20 protein-coding genes are annotated in these 16,875 nt (G+C 72.0%); 10 read left to right on the top strand and 10 right to left on the bottom strand.

Annotated elements, in window-relative coordinates; all coding sequences use genetic code 11:
• Positions 1 to 6 precede the first annotated feature (6 nt).
• Genes ACWCSU_RS02900 through ACWCSU_RS02910 form a run of 3 tightly spaced genes read left to right on the top strand, consistent with a single transcriptional unit; the run spans position 7 to position 2,097 of the window.
• Positions 7 to 813 carry an ABC transporter ATP-binding protein gene (locus ACWCSU_RS02900; protein ID WP_357702776.1) on the top strand — a complete coding sequence of 269 codons (807 nt, stop codon included), beginning with the start codon at positions 7 to 9 and terminating at the stop codon, positions 811 to 813.
• Positions 810 to 1,673 (top strand): ABC transporter permease, encoded by an 864-nt coding sequence (locus ACWCSU_RS02905; RefSeq protein WP_357702775.1) that lies wholly within the window; start codon positions 810 to 812, stop codon positions 1,671 to 1,673. The genes ACWCSU_RS02900 and ACWCSU_RS02905 overlap by 4 nt, the downstream gene beginning before the upstream one ends.
• A gap of 13 nt (positions 1,674 to 1,686) precedes the next feature.
• A complete protein-coding gene (locus ACWCSU_RS02910) occupies positions 1,687 to 2,097 on the top strand; it encodes an RrF2 family transcriptional regulator (protein WP_357702773.1) in 411 nt (136 codons plus the stop codon).
• 16 nt (positions 2,098 to 2,113) lie between these two features.
• Here ACWCSU_RS02910 and ACWCSU_RS02915 read toward each other — a convergent pair whose 3' ends face one another.
• Both ACWCSU_RS02915 and ACWCSU_RS02920 read right to left on the bottom strand, forming a co-directional pair.
• Entirely contained in the window at positions 2,114 to 2,761 is a 648-nt protein-coding gene (locus ACWCSU_RS02915) for a response regulator (RefSeq protein WP_449933150.1), read from the bottom strand.
• The gene (locus tag ACWCSU_RS02920) at positions 2,758 to 3,909 is read right to left on the bottom strand and encodes a sensor histidine kinase (protein WP_449933152.1); all 1,152 of its coding nucleotides are present in this window, start codon (positions 3,907 to 3,909) and stop codon (positions 2,758 to 2,760) included. Before ACWCSU_RS02920 ends, ACWCSU_RS02915 begins: the two co-directional genes overlap by 4 nt.
• A 172-nt stretch (positions 3,910 to 4,081) precedes the next feature.
• Here ACWCSU_RS02920 and ACWCSU_RS02925 point away from each other — a divergent pair, with 172 nt between their 5' ends.
• The 3 genes from ACWCSU_RS02925 to ACWCSU_RS02935 all read left to right on the top strand — a co-directional run bounded on the left by ACWCSU_RS02925 (position 4,082) and on the right by ACWCSU_RS02935 (position 6,835).
• Positions 4,082 to 5,116 (top strand): DUF418 domain-containing protein, encoded by a 1,035-nt coding sequence (locus ACWCSU_RS02925; protein ID WP_449933154.1) that lies wholly within the window; start codon positions 4,082 to 4,084, stop codon positions 5,114 to 5,116.
• An 82-nt stretch (positions 5,117 to 5,198) separates the two neighbouring features.
• The gene (locus ACWCSU_RS02930) at positions 5,199 to 5,708 is read left to right on the top strand and encodes a SigE family RNA polymerase sigma factor (protein ID WP_357702765.1); all 510 of its coding nucleotides are present in this window, start codon (positions 5,199 to 5,201) and stop codon (positions 5,706 to 5,708) included.
• On the top strand, positions 5,705 to 6,835 hold the full coding sequence (locus ACWCSU_RS02935) for a hypothetical protein (RefSeq protein ID WP_357702764.1): 1,131 nt from the start codon (positions 5,705 to 5,707) through the stop codon (positions 6,833 to 6,835). Before ACWCSU_RS02930 ends, ACWCSU_RS02935 begins: the two co-directional genes overlap by 4 nt.
• Here ACWCSU_RS02935 and ACWCSU_RS02940 read toward each other — a convergent pair.
• From ACWCSU_RS02940 to ACWCSU_RS02955, 4 genes are read right to left on the bottom strand one after another with little or no spacing between them, the layout of a single operon-like run.
• Positions 6,830 to 7,672, bottom strand: coding sequence for a sugar phosphate isomerase/epimerase family protein (locus ACWCSU_RS02940; protein ID WP_449933157.1), 843 nt, complete (start codon positions 7,670 to 7,672; stop codon positions 6,830 to 6,832). The genes ACWCSU_RS02935 and ACWCSU_RS02940 overlap by 6 nt on opposite strands.
• A 5-nt stretch (positions 7,673 to 7,677) precedes the next feature.
• A complete protein-coding gene (locus ACWCSU_RS02945; RefSeq protein WP_364089505.1) occupies positions 7,678 to 8,514 on the bottom strand; it encodes a carbohydrate ABC transporter permease in 837 nt (278 codons plus the stop codon).
• Positions 8,508 to 9,395, bottom strand: a complete 888-nt coding sequence (locus tag ACWCSU_RS02950) for a carbohydrate ABC transporter permease (RefSeq protein ID WP_357702758.1) — start codon at positions 9,393 to 9,395, stop codon at positions 8,508 to 8,510. Before ACWCSU_RS02950 ends, ACWCSU_RS02945 begins: the two co-directional genes overlap by 7 nt.
• A 28-nt stretch (positions 9,396 to 9,423) precedes the next feature.
• The gene (locus ACWCSU_RS02955) at positions 9,424 to 10,746 is read right to left on the bottom strand and encodes an ABC transporter substrate-binding protein (RefSeq protein WP_449933160.1); all 1,323 of its coding nucleotides are present in this window, start codon (positions 10,744 to 10,746) and stop codon (positions 9,424 to 9,426) included.
• A 286-nt stretch (positions 10,747 to 11,032) separates the two neighbouring features.
• Between ACWCSU_RS02955 and ACWCSU_RS02960 the strand changes: the two genes are divergently transcribed.
• The 3 genes from ACWCSU_RS02960 to ACWCSU_RS02970 all read left to right on the top strand — a co-directional run bounded on the left by ACWCSU_RS02960 (position 11,033) and on the right by ACWCSU_RS02970 (position 14,125).
• Positions 11,033 to 12,034 carry an SIS domain-containing protein gene (locus tag ACWCSU_RS02960; protein WP_357702754.1) on the top strand — a complete coding sequence of 334 codons (1,002 nt, stop codon included), beginning with the start codon at positions 11,033 to 11,035 and terminating at the stop codon, positions 12,032 to 12,034.
• Between the two features lie 86 nt (positions 12,035 to 12,120).
• A complete protein-coding gene (locus ACWCSU_RS02965) occupies positions 12,121 to 12,993 on the top strand; it encodes a PfkB family carbohydrate kinase (RefSeq protein WP_449933162.1) in 873 nt (290 codons plus the stop codon).
• 43 nt (positions 12,994 to 13,036) lie between these two features.
• Positions 13,037 to 14,125: a LacI family DNA-binding transcriptional regulator gene (locus tag ACWCSU_RS02970; RefSeq protein ID WP_449933164.1), complete on the top strand. Its 1,089-nt coding sequence runs from the start codon at positions 13,037 to 13,039 to the stop codon at positions 14,123 to 14,125.
• Positions 14,126 to 14,149: 24 nt separating this feature from the next.
• On the opposite strand, the gene ACWCSU_RS02975 is transcribed toward ACWCSU_RS02970, so the two are convergent.
• A complete protein-coding gene (locus tag ACWCSU_RS02975; protein WP_357702748.1) occupies positions 14,150 to 14,437 on the bottom strand; it encodes a DUF3040 domain-containing protein in 288 nt (95 codons plus the stop codon).
• Positions 14,438 to 14,795: 358 nt separating this feature from the next.
• Entirely contained in the window at positions 14,796 to 15,398 is a 603-nt protein-coding gene (locus tag ACWCSU_RS02980; protein WP_357702746.1) for a Dps family protein, read from the bottom strand.
• Between the two features lie 190 nt (positions 15,399 to 15,588).
• On the opposite strand from ACWCSU_RS02980, the gene ACWCSU_RS02985 reads away from it, so the two are divergent.
• On the top strand, positions 15,589 to 15,723 hold the full coding sequence (locus ACWCSU_RS02985) for a hypothetical protein (protein ID WP_449933167.1): 135 nt from the start codon (positions 15,589 to 15,591) through the stop codon (positions 15,721 to 15,723).
• Between the two features lie 83 nt (positions 15,724 to 15,806).
• Here the strand turns inward: ACWCSU_RS02985 and ACWCSU_RS02990 are convergent, their stop codons facing one another.
• Positions 15,807 to 16,247 carry a PPC domain-containing DNA-binding protein gene (locus tag ACWCSU_RS02990; RefSeq protein WP_449933169.1) on the bottom strand — a complete coding sequence of 147 codons (441 nt, stop codon included), beginning with the start codon at positions 16,245 to 16,247 and terminating at the stop codon, positions 15,807 to 15,809.
• A gap of 37 nt (positions 16,248 to 16,284) precedes the next feature.
• A complete protein-coding gene (locus tag ACWCSU_RS02995) occupies positions 16,285 to 16,848 on the bottom strand; it encodes a hypothetical protein (protein WP_357702740.1) in 564 nt (187 codons plus the stop codon).
• Positions 16,849 to 16,875 lie beyond the last annotated feature (27 nt).

A 16,875-nucleotide genomic window follows, 5' to 3' on the forward strand; every position in this document is an offset into this window, starting at 1 on the left:
CACGCGATGTCCGCTCCGCTCACGGAGCAGGCCACCGGCCGGGTCGAGGGGCAGAGCCCCGCGGTCCGGCTGGAGGCCGTCTCCAAGCTCTACGGTCAGGGCCGGACGGCCCTGCAGGCCCTCGACCAGGTCTCGCTGTCGGTGGCCCCCGGCGAGTTCGTCTGCCTGCTCGGCGCGTCCGGGTGCGGCAAGAGCACGCTGCTGTCGCTGGTGGCCGGGCTCGACCGGGTCTCGGCCGGCCGCATCGACGTGGACGACAGCCGCGTCGCGCTGATGTTCCAGGAGCCCGCGCTGTTCCCCTGGCTGACCGTCTCGGCCAACGTCGAGATGGCGCTGCGCGCCAAGGGCGTGGGCAAGCAGGAACGCCGGGACCGGGCCGCCGAGTTCCTCGACATCGTCCACCTGGGCGGGTTCGGCAAGAAGCGGCCGCACGAGCTGTCCGGCGGCATGCGCCAGCGCGTCGCCCTGGCCAGGGCGCTCGCCCAGGACGCCGACGTGCTGCTGATGGACGAGCCCTTCGGCGCCCTGGACGCGATGACCCGCGACCTGCTGCACGACGAGCTCGAACGCATCTGGCGGGAACGCTCCCTGTCGGTCCTGTTCGTCACCCACAACGTGCGCGAGGCCGTACGGCTCGGCGACCGGGTCGTCCTGCTGTCCAGCCGGCCGGGGCGGGTGGTGGAGGACTTCCCCGTCGAGCTGCCGCGGCCCCGCCGTACCGACTCGGGCGAGGTGGCCGAGCTGGCGGGGGAGATCACCGGCCGCCTCCGCCAGGAGGTCCTGCGCCACGCCCGTCAGGAGGAGCCCGCATGACGACGACGGACACCCACGCCCAGCAGCTCGCCGGGCTCGACGCGCTGGAGCTGGGCGCCGGCCACCGCGCCGGCCTGGCCTCCCGGCTGTGGGCGGGGCTGTGGCCGATCGCCTCGGCCGTGGTCATCGTGCTGGCCGTCTGGCAGGCGGTGGTGTGGGCGGGCTGGTGGCCCGAGTACGTCTTCGCCGGCCCGGTCACCACGCTCTCCGAACTCGGGCACCGCCTCGGCGACCCCGAGTTCTACACCGCGCTGACGGTCACCATGCGCCGCGCGGTCACCGGGTTCGCCCTGGCCATCGCCGTCGGACTGGTCGTCGGCGCGCTGGTCTCGCGGATCGGGCCGCTGCGCCGCGCCACGGGCTCGCTGATCACCGGGCTCCAGACGATGCCGTCCATCGCCTGGTTCCCGCTGGCCATCCTGCTGTTCGGGCTGTCGGAGAGCGCGATCCTGTTCGTGGTGGTGCTGGGCGCGGCGCCGTCCATCGCCAACGGCCTGATCACCGGGGTGGACTACACGCCGCCGATCCTGCTGCGCGCCGGGCACATGCTCGGCTTCCGCCGGATCGCGCTCTACCGGCACGTCATCCTGCCGGCCTCGCTGCCGTCGTTCCTGGCCGGGCTCAAGCAGGGCTGGGCCTTCGCCTGGCGCTCGCTGATGGCCGGTGAGCTGCTGGTCATCATCGCCAACCAGGCTTCGCTGGGCGAGCAGCTCCACTACGCCCGCGAGCTGGCCGACTCGCCCGGCCTGCTCGCCACCATGATCGTCATCCTGGTCATCGGCATCGTGGTGGACCGCGTCTTCGGCCTGGCGGACGACGCGTTGCGCCGCCGCTGGGGCCTGCACCAGGTGAGCGCCTGAGCAGTAGACGGTCATGCGGATCTCCGCCAGAACCCAGTACGCCCTGCGTGCCGCGGCCGAGTTGGCCGCGGCGCCGCCGGGCCCCATGCCCGCCGAGAAGATCGCCACGGCCCAGGGCATCCCCCGCAAGTTCCTCGACAACATCCTGCTGCAACTGCGCCGGGCGGGGCTGCTGCACAGCCAGCGCGGCCCCGACGGCGGCTACTGGCTGGCCAGGCCCGCCGGCGAGATCACCCTCGCGGACATCGTGGTGATCGTGGAGGGCGTCTCCGAGGGCGGCGACCACGGGGGGTATCCCGGGGTCGCCAGCCCGCTCGCCGAGGTGTGGAGCGCGCTGCGCGACCACGAGGAGATGATGCTGGCCGACATCACGCTGGCCGACATCGCCCGCGCGAGCGTCCGGCTGGGCGACGAGACGCGCTGAGTGCCGTACCCCGGAGCTAGCCCGCCACCCGGTTCTCCCAGGCCCACGCGATGATCTCGACCCGGTTGCGTATGCCCAGCTTGTCCAGGACGGCCGAGATGTGGCCCTTCACCGTGCTCAGCGAGATGTGCAGGGACGAGGCGATCTCCTGGTTGGTGCGTCCGGCGGCCACGGCGCGCACCACGTCGGTCTCCCGTTCCGACAGCGGGTGCACGGCGCCCTTCGCGCGCGGCGCCCGTCCGGCCAGCCGGCCCAGCAGGCGCGGGGTGATCGACGGCGAGATCAGCGCGTCCCCGGTGCTGGCCGCCCGGACGGCCTCGGCGAGCAGGGCCGGGCCGGCGTCCTTCAGCACGAAGCCGGCCGCGCCGCCGCGCAGCGCGTCGTAGACGTACTCGTCGAGGTCGAACGTGGTGACCACGACCACGGGCAGCGGGTCGGGCACGCCGGCGCCGGCCAGGGCGCGGGTGACCGCGATGCCGTCCATGCCGGGCATGAGGATGTCCACCAGGCACACGTCGGGGCGCAGCCGCCGGGCCAGCTCCACGGCCTCCTCGCCGTCCCGGGCCTCGGCCACCACGCGGATGTCGGGCTGGTCCTCAAGGATCAGCCGCAGGCCCCGGCGGACCATCGCCTGGTCGTCGGCCAGCAGCACGCCGATCGTCATCGCCGCCTCCCGAGCGGCCCCGTGAGAGGCAGGGTCGCGTGGACCGTCCAGCCGCCCTCCGGCCGGGGGCCCGCGCGCAGGGTGCCGTCGAGGGCCTCGACGCGTTCGCGCATGCCGAGCAGGCCGTAGCCGCCGCGGTTCCGGGACGTCGTCACCGGCGGGGCGTCGTCGGCGACCTCGACCACGACCGCGCCTTCCCCGCCGGTGACCTCCACGGTGACGTCGACGGTGACCGCGCGGGCGCGGGGGGCGTGCCGGGCGACGTTGGTCAGCGACTCCTGGACGATCCGGTAGACGGTGCTGGTCACCTCCGGCGGCCAGCTCTCCGCCTCGCCGGGGCCGCGCAGGGTCACGGGCGGGCCGTCGAAGCGGCCGACCAGGTCGGTGAGACGCCCGGGCGGGCCGGGGACGTCGTCGGCGGAGTCGCGGAGCAGGCCGACGACGCGGCGCAGCGCGGCCAGGGCCCCGGTGCTCGCGTCCTCGATGTCCTCCAGGGACTCCTCCAGCGGGCCGGACCCCCTGCGGGCCAGCAGCCGGGCGGCCTGGGCCTGGAGGACGATGCCGGTCATGTGGTGCGCGGCCACGTCGTGCAGCTCCCTGGCCAGCCTGCGGCGCTCGTCGTGGCGTACGCGCTCGGCGACCGCCAGGCGGCGCCCGGCCAGCAGCCTCAGGCCGCCGCCGACGGCCAGGGCGGCCAGCCAGCCGGCCACGTTGAGCGCCACCACGGAGGAGTTGTGCGCGGCAGGCACGCTCGCGGCGGCCACCGCGAGCCCACCGGCCGCGACGGCGCACGCGGGCCGCGCGGGAAGCGTCCTGACCGCCGATCCGACCAGCACGGACAGGCCCAGCGCCATGGCCGGCCCCGGCTCGCTCGGCAGGTCGGCCCACGCTGCGGCCAGGACGGCCGCCACCGCGACCGCCAGACCGGCCGCGGCCGTCCAGGCAGGGGCGAGGCGGCGCGCCAGGGCCAGCGCGCACACCGCCGCCCCCGCCGCGCAGTCGAGCACCCAGTAGCCGCCGCCCCAGCTGTCGGCGATCAGGCCGGCCCAGAAGACCAGCACGGCGACGGCCGCGCCCCCCAGCGCGACCTCCGCCGACACGGCCGCGGCCCGTCCGCCGGGCCAGGCGGGCGCAGCCCCGTCCCGCACGTTCACACCAACCGGGCCAGGCAGGCGGGCGCAGCCTCGTTCCGCACGTTCACGACATCCAGGCTAGGGAGGCGGGTCCGCCCGGCACACCGGCCGAAAGTACGGTCGCGGCGGTCCGAACCCTGCTTTCGACCCTCCCGGCGCCCCGCCGCCCGCCGCAGGATGAGGCCCCATGCCCTACGACGACACGCGGCCCGCCCGCCCCCTGCCCCATGACGAAACACCGCCCGCCGCTCCCCGGCGGTCGCGCATCATCGCGCTCGACGTCGTGCGCGGGTTCGCCCTGTGCGGGATCCTGCTCGCCAACGTCCAGCCGATCTCGCACGTCGGCATCGAGGCGGTCACCCAGCAGGAGGTGGTGCTCGACGACACCGCCCGCTGGCTGGGCCTGCTCGTCGAGCAGCGCTTCTTCCCGATCTTCTCGCTGCTGTTCGGCGTCGGGTTCTCGCTGCTGCTGGACTCCGCCTCGGCCCGCGTCCCCCACCCGCGGGCGCTGCTGCTGCGCAGGCTCCTCCTGCTGGCCTGCATGGGCCTGGTCCACATGTTCCTGCTGTGGCGCGGCGACATCCTGACCGTCTACGCGGTCGTCGGCCTGGTGGTGCTGCTGCCCTCGACGTGGCTGCCGCGCTGGACGGTGGCGGGGCTCGCCGCCGTGCTCGTCGTCGCGGCGATGGTCGTCTTCAGCGGCGGCACGATGCTGGTCCCCGGCCTGTTCCTGCTGGGCTCGGCCCTCACCAGGTACGGCGTGATCGACCGGATCGAGAGCTCCACCCGCGTCCCGGCGCTCCTGGCCCTGCTCTTCGCCGCGGCCACCGTCCCGGCCCTGTCGTGGCAGGCGGGCGCATCGGGCGTCCCCCTGCCGATGGCCACGTCCGGCCTGCTCATGGCCGGCCTGTACGTGTGCGTCCTGCTCGTCCTGCTCAGGACCCCGGTGCGCCCGCTGCTGCGGGCCGTCTTCGCCCCGCTGGGCCGCATGGCGCTGACCAACTACCTGAGCGCCACCGCCCTGGTCCTGGTCATCGGCAAGGTGGTCGGCGGCCGGTCGGAACACTGGTCGCTGGGCACGATCGTGGGGATCGCCGCCGTCATCCTGGCCGTCCAGTGGGTGTGGTCCACCCTCTGGCTGCGCCGGTACCGCTTCGGCCCGCTGGAGTGGCTGTGGCGCTGGGCCACCTGGGGACGCCGTCCCGCCCAGCGGGCCCGGTGATTTCGCAGAAAATTCCGGGACGAACCCTGCAACCCTCCGCCCGGCCGGCCGCGTTGGGAACGGGCGAAGGGAGAACACCACATTGGACGCTCACGACGGCTTCCGCGAGTTCGTCATCGCCCGGCAACAGGCGCTGATGCGGACCGCCTACCTCCTCGTGGGCGACCCCCACCTGGCCGAGGACCTGCTCCAGAGCGTGCTGGTCAAGGTCGTGCGGCACTGGCACAAGCTGGCGCGCGAGGGCAACCCCGAGGCGTACACGCGTAAGGCGCTGGTCAACCAGTACATCTCGTGGCGGCGCCGGCCGGACCCCGAGCTGCCCAGCGCCGACCCGCCCGAGCGCGCGGTCACCTACGACGACGACGCGCTCGACCGGATCGTGCTGCGGCAGGCGCTGGGCAAGCTGACGCGCAAGCAGCGGGCGGTGATCGTCCTGCGTTTCTGGGAGGACCTCACCGAGGCCCAGACCGCCGACGTGCTCGGCTGCGCGGTCGGCACGGTGAAGAGCCAGACCCACCACGCGCTGGCGCGCCTGCGCGAACTCGCTCCCGACCTCATGGACTCGCGAATCGCTCAGGAGGCGGCCCGATGACCAGACTGCGTGACGCACTGAACGGCTTGGCCGAGGAGGCTCCCCCGGCGAACCTGGCCGACCTGGCCGACCTGGCGGTGGTCGGGTACCGGCGCAGGCGACGGTCCACGGCGACGCTGGCGGCGGTCGCGACGATCGCGGTGCTGGCCGGGGTGACGGCGACCGTGCTGATGGCCGGGCCGCGGCGGACGCCGGCCGCCGCGCCGCAGGAGGCACCAGTGCCCGTGCTGCCGGCGGGCGAGGTGGGGACGCTCAGCCACGCCTACCTGGAGACCTGCCTGCCCCCCAAGGGAAAGGACCCGCTGCCCGACTGCGTGCCGGACGAGTGGCGGGTGGTCACGAGCGCGGGCAAGACGTACCGGGTGCCCCAGGCGCTCGGGACGACCACCCGGAACCGCCGCGTGCCCGTCGCCGTCAGCCGCGACGGGCGCATGTTCGCCTACTACGACAAAGACGCGGGGGCGCACGTCGTCCGCGACATGGTGACCGGCGTGGAGACGGTCTCCGCCGCGAAGGTGAAGGAGGAACGCCTCGGCGTCGGCTCCATGCTGGTGGTCTCCGACGACGGCCGCCACCTGGCCTTCGACCCGCGCGAGGGCACCAAGGACCCCGGCCTGCTGATCGACGTGCGGACCGGCGGGACGGTGCCCGTCCCCGGCGTGTACGAGCCGGTCGCCATCAAGGACGGCGTCGCCGAGCTGGTCCGCTACCGCAGGACCGACCTGCTGTTCATGCCGGTCACCGGCGGCGGCAGGCCGGTGCGCTTCGACGGCGTCTTCATCATGTTCAGCGAGCTCGCCCCGGACGGCCGCACGGTGGTCGCCTTCGAGTTCCCGCCCGGCAAGAAGGCCCAGCCCGAGTACGTCACCCGCAGGCTCACCGTGCTCGACACCAGGACCGGCCGCACCCTGCGGAAGGTCTCCGTGAAGGGCCTGCCGAAGAGGGCGGGCATCGACGACGCGACGATCTGGCAGAGCCCGTCGGAGGTCACGCTCGCCGTCGAGGTCGGGCCGGACACCCGGGCGTACGCGGTGGACGTCCGCACCGGCCGGGCCAGGCCGGTGGCCAAGTATCCCGGCCGGTCCTGGGGACAGCTGGTCCTGCCCGGAGCCGCCGGCGGGCTATGAGGCTCCCGGGAGCGCTGCCTGTACGGAGGCCAGGCAGCGCTCCACCACGGGACGCGGGTCGAAGGCGTAGTCCCCGGCCCCGAACAGCTCGAACGTCATCGCTCCCCGGTATCCCCTGCGGTCCAGCGCCGCCAGGTACGCGGTGAGCGGCAGCTCGCCGTCGCCCCAGGCCAGGTGCCCGGTGGGGGAGCCGTCGACCAGGTGCACGTGCCTGACCCGGTCGCCGAGGGCGTCGAAGTAGTCGTCCACGCCCTCCCCGGCCGCCGCCATCGCCACGGTGTCCAGCACCGCGCCCAGGTTGGGGGCGCCCACCTCGTCGATCATGCGGGCCAGCGTGGGCGCGTCGTTGACCAGGTTGGACTCCACCCGCTGCAACGCCTCCAGCACGCATGACACGCCGAGCGTCCCGGCGTACGCGCAGATCTCGCCGATCGCGTCGGCCGAGCGCCGCCAGGCGCCGGCGACCGGCTCGTCCTCGAAGCCCCGGCCGGGGGTCAGCAGCAGCAGCTCGGCCCCCAGCTCGGCGGCCAGTTCGGCGGCCCGGCGGAACATCGCCACGCTCCCGGCCCGCAGCCGGCTGTCCGGCGAGGCCAGGTTGACGGGGTAGGCCACCTGCTCGGGCGTCAGGCAGCGGACGGTGAGCCCGCGCCCGGCGGCGCTGCGGCGGATCGCCCGCGCCTCGGCGTCGCTCAGCCACGGGACGTGCAGCTGCGGCGCGACGCCCCACAGCTCCAGCCGCTCGCGCCCCAGCGCGGCGGCGTCGTCGAGGAAGCGGTCGAAGGGCAGGTGCTGGTAGGCGAAGTTGGAACCGGTGACCTGCCGCAGTGACAAAGACATCAGACTCACTTCCCGACCCCGTCGGCGAGGCCCTTGACGATGTAGCGCTGGCCGAGGAAGAACAGCAGCACCACGGGCAGCGCCGCGATCACCATCCCGGCGAAGACGACGGGAAAGTCCGTGCCGTGCTTGCTCATCAGGCTGGTCAGGCCGACCGGCAGCGTCTGCACGCCGGCGCCGCTGGTGAAGACCATCGCGAACAGGTACTCGTTCCAGGCGAACAGGATGTGCAGCAGCACGGTCGAGGTGAGGATCGGCTTGCACATCGGCAGGATGATCCGCCAGAACGCGGTCCACCGGCCGCAGCCGTCCATCTCGGCGGCCTCGTCCACCTCGCGGGGCAGGTCGATCATGTACGCCCGGATGAGGAACGTCGTGAACGGGACGCGGAACGCGGTGTAGAGGATCAGCAGCGCCCAGAAGCTGTTGTACAGCCCCATGGCCTGGAACATCTTGACCAGCGGCACGAGCGCCACGGTCGGCGCGAGCATGAGCCCGCCCAGGATGCCCATCGTGACGAACCGGTTCAACGGGAGGTTCACCCGGGTCAGCCCGTAGGCCGCCCACGCGCTGACGAACACGGTGGCGACCGTGGAGGTGAGCGTGACCAGCACACTCGTCGTCAGGTAGTCGCTCACCCCCCGGTTCCACGCCTTCTGGTAGCTCTCGAAGCTCCAGCTCGACGGCAGCGCGAACGGGTTGCCGAACAGCTCGCTGTTGGACTTGAACCCGTTGAGCACCATCCACAGCAGGGGATAGAGCACGACCACCGCGAGACAGAGCAGGAACGCCCAGAGGAACACGCGCGCGATCACGCCGAGAAAGCCACGGCGACTCACCATTCCACCCTTCTTCTACGGGTGACCCACATCTGTCCCACGGCGATGCCGAGCGTGATGACGAAGATCACTGTCGCGATGGCGGCGGCGTAGCCGAAGTTGTTGCGCACGAAGCCGCTGCGGTAGAGCCAGGTGCCCAGGACCTGGCTGGAGTTGTCGGGGCCGCCGCTGGTCATCACCATGACCTCGTTGAACACCTGGAAGGCGCCCGAGACGGTGACCATCATCATCAGCCCGGTCATCTCGCGCACGAGCGGCACGGTCACGTGGAAGAACCGCCGGACCGGGCCGGTGCCGTCGATGGCGGCGGCGCCGTAGATCTCGCGGGGGATGCGCTGGATCGCGACGGCGAACAGCAGCGTCGAGTAGCCGAATCCCTGCCACTGGCTCATCGCGATGATCGCCGACATGGCGGTGCTCTCCTGGCCCAGCCACGCCTGGGCCAGGCCGTCCAGGCCGATCGCCCTGAGCAGGTGGTTGAGCGGGCCCAGGTTGGGCTCGTAGATGAAGTAGAAGAGCAGGCCGGCGACGGTCATGGAGATCGCCGACGGGATGAAGTAGACCGCCCGCAGGCCGCGCTGCCACCGCTCGCTGCGCACGCCCTCGATCAGCGCGGCCAGCAGCAGCGCGCCGAACACCTGGAAGACGATCGAGACCACCGCGTACAGGACGTTGTTGCCCAGCGAGGACCAGAAGACCGGGTCGTCGACCAGCTTGCGGTAGTTGTCGAGCCCGACGTACTCCTGGGTGCCGCTGTAGATGTCCCACTTGAGGGTGCTGAACTGGAAGTTCTGCACCAGCGGCAGGTAGACGAACACCACGACCAGCGCGAGCGCGGGGGCCACCCACGCCAGGCCGAGCGCCCGTTGACGTATGGCACGCACCGGCATGCTCTCCCTCCGGCCGCCCGGCCTACTTCGCCGACTCCGACGCCTCGCGGACGCTCGCCAGCACCTTGTCGGGGGTCGAGCCGCCGCTGATCAGCGCCTCGCCGCCGGCCAGCCAGGCGTCGGCGACCTCGGGCACGGTGACGGTGTCGAGCCACGCGGCCAGCCGCGGCGCCTTGTTGACCTGCTCCATGCCCTCGTAGACGGCCTTGCTGGAGGTCTCGGCGGTGACCGCGCCGACGACCGTGCTGGGCTGCCCGTACGGGGGCGCCGACAGGGTCCTGGCGTTCTGCGTGGAGGTCACGAACTTCATGAAGTCGACGGCCAGCGCGGCCCGCGGCGACCTGGCGTTGATCAGGTAACCCTCGGGAGCGCCCTCGATGGTCTTGGGGTCGCCGGCCGCGTTCCGGGGGACCGGGAGCTGGAAGATGCCGAAGTCGTCCGGCTTGAGGCCGTTCTTGTCGGTGGCGTTGTCGAACTCTAGGACCTCCTGGTAGTACATGGCCGCCTTGCCGTCGTGGAAGGCCTGCTGGGCCGAGCTGTAGAGCACGCCGTTGGTGCCCTTGCCGGTGTCGGTGCAGGTGTCGACCAGGGTCTTGAACCGGTTGAGCGCGGTCACGTAACCCGGGTTGTCGAGCTTGGCCGTCTTCGGGCTGAAGTCGGCCTGCAGGACGTCGGCCGGCACGTCGTAGGCGAAGAGCTGCTGGAGGTAGTGCAGGGCGGGCCAGCCGTCCTTGTTGCCGAAGGCGATCGGCTCGTAGCCCGCCTTGCGCAGCGCCGCGCAGCTCCCGACCAGCTCCTCGAACGTGCCGGGCACCTTGACGCCGGCCTTGTCGAAGGCGGTCTTGTTGTAGCCCATGAACTTGCCGTTGCCGTACAGCGGGATGCCGTAGTACTTGCCGTCGTAGGCGAAGGCCGACAGGGAGCCGGGGCTGAACGTGCCGCCCCACTCGGTGCCGGGGCCGATCACCTTGCTCAGGTCGGCGGCCCGGCCGCCGCGCACGAAGTTCTCCGCCCAGTTGCCGCTCCAGGTGAAGAAGACGTCGGGCAGCGCGTCGGAGGCGGTCAGCGTCTTTGTCTTGTCCTTGACGCTCTGGTCGGTCTCCTGGATGAGCTCGACCTTCACTCCCGGGTGCTTCTTCTGGTACGCCGCGGCCAGGTCCTCGAAGTACGGCTGCAGCGGGTCGCCGGCGAACTTCGTGAGGACGCTCAGCGTGCCGGAGAAGTCGGGCGTGGCGGACAGGTCGGCGGCGGGGGCCTTGGCCGCTCCGTCGCCGCCGCCGGAACAGCCGGCCAGGGCGAGCGTCCCGAGGAGCGCCGCGAACGACGTCATTGCGCGAGGGCGCATGGGCTTCCTTTCTCTCGGAGGGAGAGGGGGACCTGCCGGTCCGCGGTGGGGGTGTTGGCTGACTGTACAGATGAACTGATACCGGTACCAGAGCGCAGAGGAAGATTTTCTTTCCAGGCGGCTCCCGGCGGGCCTTTCGCCCAGATGAAACAGCAGGCTGCTTCGGGTTCTCGCAGGTGGGGTGTTGACGCGTGGCCGGATCCTGTGCCACCGTGACCTCCGCGTGATACCGGTATCAGGCCGCTGGGCGGCGCCGGCCCGCAAGCATTCCCGAAAGGACGCGAAGATGCTCGGATTCAACGAGCCGGAATTCCTGTCGCAGCTGGCCAGCACCGTGGCCCTGCGCCCCCAGATCGAGGAACTCGTCGATCGGCTCGTGGACCAGGGGTTCGACACCCTCCTGCTCGTCGGCGCCGGCGGCACGTACGCCCAGATGTGGCCCTACGAGCACCTGGCCAGGCGGAGCTCGACGCTCGACGTCCGCGCCGCCGTCGCGGCCGAGCTGGTCGTCTCCGGCGACGCCCGCCTCGGCGAGCGCACGGTCGCGATCTTCACCTCGGTCTCCGGCACCACCGAGGACAGCCTGCGCGCGATCGAGTACGTCAAGGACAAGGGCGCCTACACGGTCGGCTTCACCGGCTACCCCGACTCGCCGATCGCCAAGGCCGTGGACGCCGTGCTCGTCTCCGAGCCGAAGGCATGGCCGTTCGACCAGCAGATGTTGCTGTTCATGGGCCGCCTGCTGTCGCGCCGCGGCGAGTTCGAGGGCTACGAGAAGCTGGCCGGCGAGCTGGCCGGGCTGCCCGGCGTGCTGCTGGAGGTCGCCCGGCAGGCCGATCCGGTGGCGTCCGCCTTCGCCGAGGCACACAAGGACACCGGCTACCACTTCCTCATCGGCGGCGGGAACCTGTGGGGATTCACCTACCTGTACTCGATGTGCATCCTTGAGGAGATGCAGTGGCTGCGCACCACCAGGGTGCACAGCGCAGAGTTCTTCCACGGCTCGCTGGAGCTGCTGGAGGAGGACACGAGCGTGCTGATCTTCCAGGGCGAGGACGAGACACGCCCGCTCACCGACCGCGCGGAGGCGTTCGCCCGGCGCGTCTCCAAGGACGTCACCGTCTTCGACACCCGTGACTACCCGCTCGACGGCATCAGCCCCGAGTTCCGCGGCCTGCTCGCGCCGCTCGTGCTCGACACGGTGATGGGCCGGGTCAGCAAGCACCTGGAACGGGTCCGCGACCACTCGCTCGACCTGCGCCGCTACTACCGGGTCATGGACTACTAGGCCACCGCCACGCCGCTCCGCTCCCGCCCGCCGGGACGGGAGCGGCCACGGCCTGCCCACCCCGAACCCCCCGGCACAGGAGAAACATGAGAGTCCTCGGCTTCGGCGACAACATCGTCGACCGGTTCGTCGATCGGGGCATCGACTATCCGGGCGGCAACAGCGTGAACGTCGCCGTCTACGCGGGCCGCCTCGGCGTCGAGGCCGCCTACCTCGGGGTCTTCGGCGACGACGACCTCGGCGGCTTCCTGCGCGAGGCCGTCGCCGCGCAGGGCGTCGCCGTCGACCGTTGCGTGGTGCGTCCCGGCGAGAGCGGCGTCTCCCGGCTGCGCGTCGACGACGGCGACCGGGTCTTCCTGGGCTGGAACGGCGGCGGCGTCACCGTGCGCGAGCCGCTGTCGCTGGCCGGCGACCTGCTGGCCTACGCCGGCTCGTTCGACCTGGTGCACTCCAGCGTCTACTCCGGCAGCGAGGACGAGCTGGCCGGGCTCGCCGGCCTGCGTCCCCTGGTCAGCTTCGACCTGTCCAGCGAGGACGACTACCGCGCCCCCGCCTACCTGGACCGCGTCTGCCCGCACGCCGACCTGGTGCTGTTGTCCTGCTCCCACCTGGACGAGGCGGGCACCCGCGACCTGCTGGCCCGGGTGGTGGCGAGCGGCGCCCGCCTGGCCCTCGGCACCAGGGGCGTGGACGGCGCGATGGCCTACGACGGCCGCGACCTGGTCGCCGCCCCCGCCCGGCTGGTCGAGGACCCGGGCAAGATCGTCGACACCATGGGCTGCGGGGACGCGTTCCTGGCCGGGTTCGCCGTCTCGCTGCTGCGCGACGGCTGGCGCAAGGGCGTGGCGCCCGGCTGCGGCAGGATCGAGCGGGCGCTGCTGGCCGGTGCGGAGACCGCCTACGAGCAGTGCTTCGTCGAAGGCGCGTTCGGCTTCGGCAGGCCCGCCCCGCGCGACTAGCATGGGCGTGCCCGCGACCCCCCAGAAACGAGGAACCCGTTCGATGGCAGCCGACCGGAGCCAGTCGGGCCGGCCGACGATCTCGGAGGTGGCCGCCGAGGCCGGCGTCGGCCGCGCCACCGCGGCCCGCACCCTCGGCGGCTACGGCTACGTCAGCCCCGAGCTGCGCGAACGGGTGCTGGCGGCGGCCGAGAAGCTCGGCTACCGCGCCAACGCCCTGGCCCGCAGCATGTCCACCGGGGTCAGTCACACCCTCGGCGTGATCCTGGCCGACATCGGCAACCCGTTCTTCGCGGGCGTCCTGCGCGGCATCTCCGACGCCTCGCGCGCCCGCGGGTTCGACACGATCGTGCTGAGCACGTACGAGCGGCTCGACGAGGAGGTGGCGGCCACCGACGTGCTCATCGACAAGCGGGTCGACGGCGTGATCATCGCCTCCGCGGCCGTGGGGCGCGACGAGGTCAAGCACATCAGGGCGGCCATGGGCCGGGGCATCCCGATCGTGCTCGTCGACCGCGCGGTCACGCCGCTCGACCTCGACACGGTCGTCATCGACAACCGCGGCGCGGCCCGCGAGGCGGTCGAGGTGATGATCGCGGCCGGCCACCGGCGCATCGGGTTCGTGTGGGGGCCGTCCTCGGTCGACCCGCCCGTGACCAGGCGGGCGCTGCTGGAGAAGGCGCGCAACGTGTGGACCGACGGCGAGCGCCTGCGCGGCTACCTCGACGCGCTCGACGACGCCCGCATCCCCTTCGACCCCGAGCTGGTCATGACCGGCCCGAAGACCGAGGAGTGGGCCACCCAGGAGGTGTCCCGGATGCTGGCGCTGCCCGACCGCACCACCGCCCTGTTCTGCACCGAGACCGACGCCGTGACCGGGGCGCTGCGGGCCGTACGCGCCGCCGGGCTGTCCTACCCGGCCGACATCTCGCTCATCGGCTTCGACGACAGCGCGTGGGCGGCGGTCATGGACCCGCCGCTGACGATGATCGAGCAGCCGGTCCACCAGCTCGGCGCGAAGGCGGCGGAGGTGCTGCTCGACGTGCTCGACGGCGGCGAGCCGCGGCACGACGTGCACACGCTGCGCTCGCGGCTGGTCACCCGCGCCTCGGTCGCCCCGCCGCCGTCCTGAGCGGCCCCGCCGTCGATCACCCGCTCAATGGTGGGTGACCTGTGGCGAGGTGGTCACCACCTCGCGCGTGGGGCGCGGCGCGGGCGGGGTGCGCGGACGGCCCGCCGCCACGAACACGACCGCCGACAGCAGCGTCATCGCGACCACGATGATCAGGATGAAGGCCATCTCCCGCCGCGTCACCGGACAGCGGCGGCGGCGGGCCGGTTTGGCGTTGAGCGCGTCGATGCGGCAGGCGAAGTCGCGGTCCTGCCAGCGCAGATCCTGCTCGATCTCGGCCAGGATGCGGCGTTCGCGGTCCGACAGGCTCATGGCCGCCGCTCCCGTCCCGCGACGCCGTGTGCGGGGGCGGGCCGTGAGGTCAGCGGTTCGGTCATGTCGTTCTCCGTCGCTCCCGGTCAGAAGTAGCCCCCGTCAGGGCGGCCCGGTCGGGGCCGGCCCTGGTCAGGGGGCGTCCCGCTGGTGAGGCGCGCTTTCGTGGCGGCGCGCTCTGGCGGGTCGCCGGCGGGCCCGAGGGCCCGCGATTCCTCCCGTACCCGGGGGCGCAGGCTCGATGCGGTGCCTTACCGCGCCCGGAATGAACTGTTACGCCCGTACGGCGATGTCCACCTAAATCCAGACATTTCCTTCACCTGCGATCGAGTCCCGGCTTACCGGGCCCGGCCCCCGGTCACCTGTCCGGCTTCTCCACCAGCGGGGTGTCCACCAGGTGCTCGATCAGGAACCAGGTCTGCAGCTCGTTCGTCCTGATGACGTCGGAGACCAGCAGGTCGTTGGTGCCGTCGTCGCCCATCTCCTGCGCCCGGTTGGCCGCGTCGTGGGCGGCCACCAGGATGGTCTCGTGCGCCTCGATCAGGCGCGAGAGCATGGCCGGCACCTCCTCGCAGCCGTTCGGCGGGCGCGGGATCACGGTGATCTCGGCCACGTGGCGCGGATCGCCCACCGCGACGCCGCCGAGGGTCTGCACGCGCTCGGCCATCTCGTCCACCAGCGCGATCTGCTCCGAGGCGTGCTTGTCCAGCAGCAGGTGGAGCTGGTAGAAGGTCGGGCCGCGCATCAGCCAGTGGTGCTTCTTGTAGAGGCTGTAGAGGATCTGGGTGTCGGCCAGGATCTGGTTGAGGCGCTGGCAGGAGTACTCGCGCGCGTCGCGGGAGAGGCCGAGCGGGAACATCCGCACGGTGCCGTACTCCTGGATCTCCACGCCGTTCACGTGCAGCCACGGCTGGCTGTCGGGCTTCGACCGGGTCGGCTTGGTGGAACGTTTGGTGGGCACGTACATCTCCTCAGAAAGGCGGAACAATCGCCCGGAAACCTCCCCATGGACGCGCCAAGGGCCCCCACGAGCCTGCACAAGAGCCGGTCAACATCCGATGTCGGCGCCCGTTTGCCCGCAGGTCGGAGGGGTAGCCGGAGGGGTGGGCGCGGGGGAGCCCCGCGCCTCGTCTTCCTGAGGGGGGATGACGATGCGACGCAAAGAGTCCGAGAACCAGGAGACGCCCGCGGCCGACCTCGAAGGCCCCGAGAACGACGAGCCCTACGACGAGGAGCGCGAGCGCTTCGAACGCCTCAAGGAACTGAACCCGGACGACTTCGAGTGACCGCCGGGCCGCCCCTGGACCGGCCACTACCGGACCGGCCACCACCGGACCGGCCACCGGCCGGTGGGCCGGGTCTGCCCGGGTCAGTCCGGGTCGATGAGGGCCAGGCCGGTGGCGGGGTCGTGGCGGCGCCTGAGGTAGCGCGGTGACTGCGTGACGATCACTTCCAGCGTCGGCCACACCTCGCCGCCCAGCAGGTGGCCGCCGCGGGTCGTGCCGTCCGGCAGGCCCACGACCACATGGGCGTGCAGGTGGGGCCCCACGTCGTCGTCGGGCATGGCGAAGTCGCCGATCAGGGAGAGCACCTCGGTCTGCCGGTCCACCGGGATCGGGTCGTAGCGGAGCGCCTCGGGGTCGAAGAAGCCCAGCGTGACCCGCCGGAACCCGCCGATGCCGGTCAGGCGGGCGGCGCGGATGCCGTTGCCGGCCGCCCACTCCGTCAGGCTCCGGACCACCTCGTCGCCGGGGTCGAGGACGACCGCGTACGTCTGCTCCTCGTTGGTCGAGAGCCGCTTGCTGCGCATGACGATCTCCTGCCCGCAGGGCGCGCGGGCAACCGGGTCACCGCCAGACGGCCTTGGCCAGGATGTCCCCGAGCCCGGGGGTCTTCCACTGGTCGACGACGAGCACCTTCTCCTTGCGCAGGTACCAGATGCGCTGGGTGTAGGCCACCGAGGTCGGCTTGCTGGTCTTCGTCTGGCAGGTCAGCTTCCACTCGGTGAAGCGGGCCGGATGCCCCTTCCCCACCTGTACGGTCGCGGCGCGCGAGGGCTTCAGGGGCGCGACGCCCTCCACGTAACGTTTGTCGGGAACGCACTCCATGACCCCGCTGCTGGGGTGGTACGGCTGCCCCGCCCGGTAGGGGCCGCCCTCGGAGGCGTAGGCGATGGCCTGCCGGCCGCCGATGGAGAAACCGGGGCATTCCATCGCCTGCTTCGAGCAGGCGCCGGTGACCACGTCGAGCCCTCCGACCGGGTCCTTCTTCACCTTCCATGAGACCGGTACCTGGATGGTGAAGCCCTGGAACGACACGGATTTGGTGGCCTGCGCGGGGGTTCCGGTGAGGACGAGCGCCGCGCTGAGCGTCAAGGTCATGAGCACGGCGGCGATCTTAGGTCCTGTCATCGAGGGAATGTCAAGGCCCGATAAATC

It is taken from the genome of Nonomuraea sp. NPDC001699, assembly GCF_053596455.1.

Excerpts from the sequence above, each read along its gene's own strand:
- ACWCSU_RS02900 (WP_357702776.1), top strand. The coding sequence starts at position 7 with ATGTCCGCTCCGCTCACGGAGCAGGCCACCGGCCGGGTCGAGGGGCAG.
- ACWCSU_RS02905 (WP_357702775.1), top strand. The coding sequence starts at position 810 with ATGACGACGACGGACACCCACGCCCAGCAGCTCGCCGGGCTCGACGCG.
- ACWCSU_RS02910 (WP_357702773.1), top strand. The coding sequence starts at position 1,687 with ATGCGGATCTCCGCCAGAACCCAGTACGCCCTGCGTGCCGCGGCCGAG.
- ACWCSU_RS02915 (WP_449933150.1), bottom strand. The coding sequence starts at position 2,761 with ATGACGATCGGCGTGCTGCTGGCCGACGACCAGGCGATGGTCCGCCGG.
- ACWCSU_RS02925 (WP_449933154.1), top strand. The coding sequence starts at position 4,082 with ATGCCCTACGACGACACGCGGCCCGCCCGCCCCCTGCCCCATGACGAA.
- ACWCSU_RS02935 (WP_357702764.1), top strand. The coding sequence starts at position 5,705 with ATGACCAGACTGCGTGACGCACTGAACGGCTTGGCCGAGGAGGCTCCC.
- ACWCSU_RS02940 (WP_449933157.1), bottom strand. The coding sequence starts at position 7,672 with ATGTCTTTGTCACTGCGGCAGGTCACCGGTTCCAACTTCGCCTACCAG.
- ACWCSU_RS02945 (WP_364089505.1), bottom strand. The coding sequence starts at position 8,514 with ATGGTGAGTCGCCGTGGCTTTCTCGGCGTGATCGCGCGCGTGTTCCTC.
- ACWCSU_RS02955 (WP_449933160.1), bottom strand. The coding sequence starts at position 10,746 with ATGCGCCCTCGCGCAATGACGTCGTTCGCGGCGCTCCTCGGGACGCTC.
- ACWCSU_RS02960 (WP_357702754.1), top strand. The coding sequence starts at position 11,033 with ATGCTCGGATTCAACGAGCCGGAATTCCTGTCGCAGCTGGCCAGCACC.
- ACWCSU_RS02965 (WP_449933162.1), top strand. The coding sequence starts at position 12,121 with ATGAGAGTCCTCGGCTTCGGCGACAACATCGTCGACCGGTTCGTCGAT.
- ACWCSU_RS02970 (WP_449933164.1), top strand. The coding sequence starts at position 13,037 with ATGGCAGCCGACCGGAGCCAGTCGGGCCGGCCGACGATCTCGGAGGTG.
- ACWCSU_RS02975 (WP_357702748.1), bottom strand. The coding sequence starts at position 14,437 with ATGAGCCTGTCGGACCGCGAACGCCGCATCCTGGCCGAGATCGAGCAG.
- ACWCSU_RS02985 (WP_449933167.1), top strand. The coding sequence starts at position 15,589 with ATGCGACGCAAAGAGTCCGAGAACCAGGAGACGCCCGCGGCCGACCTC.
- ACWCSU_RS02990 (WP_449933169.1), bottom strand. The coding sequence starts at position 16,247 with ATGCGCAGCAAGCGGCTCTCGACCAACGAGGAGCAGACGTACGCGGTC.
- ACWCSU_RS02995 (WP_357702740.1), bottom strand. The coding sequence starts at position 16,848 with ATGACAGGACCTAAGATCGCCGCCGTGCTCATGACCTTGACGCTCAGC.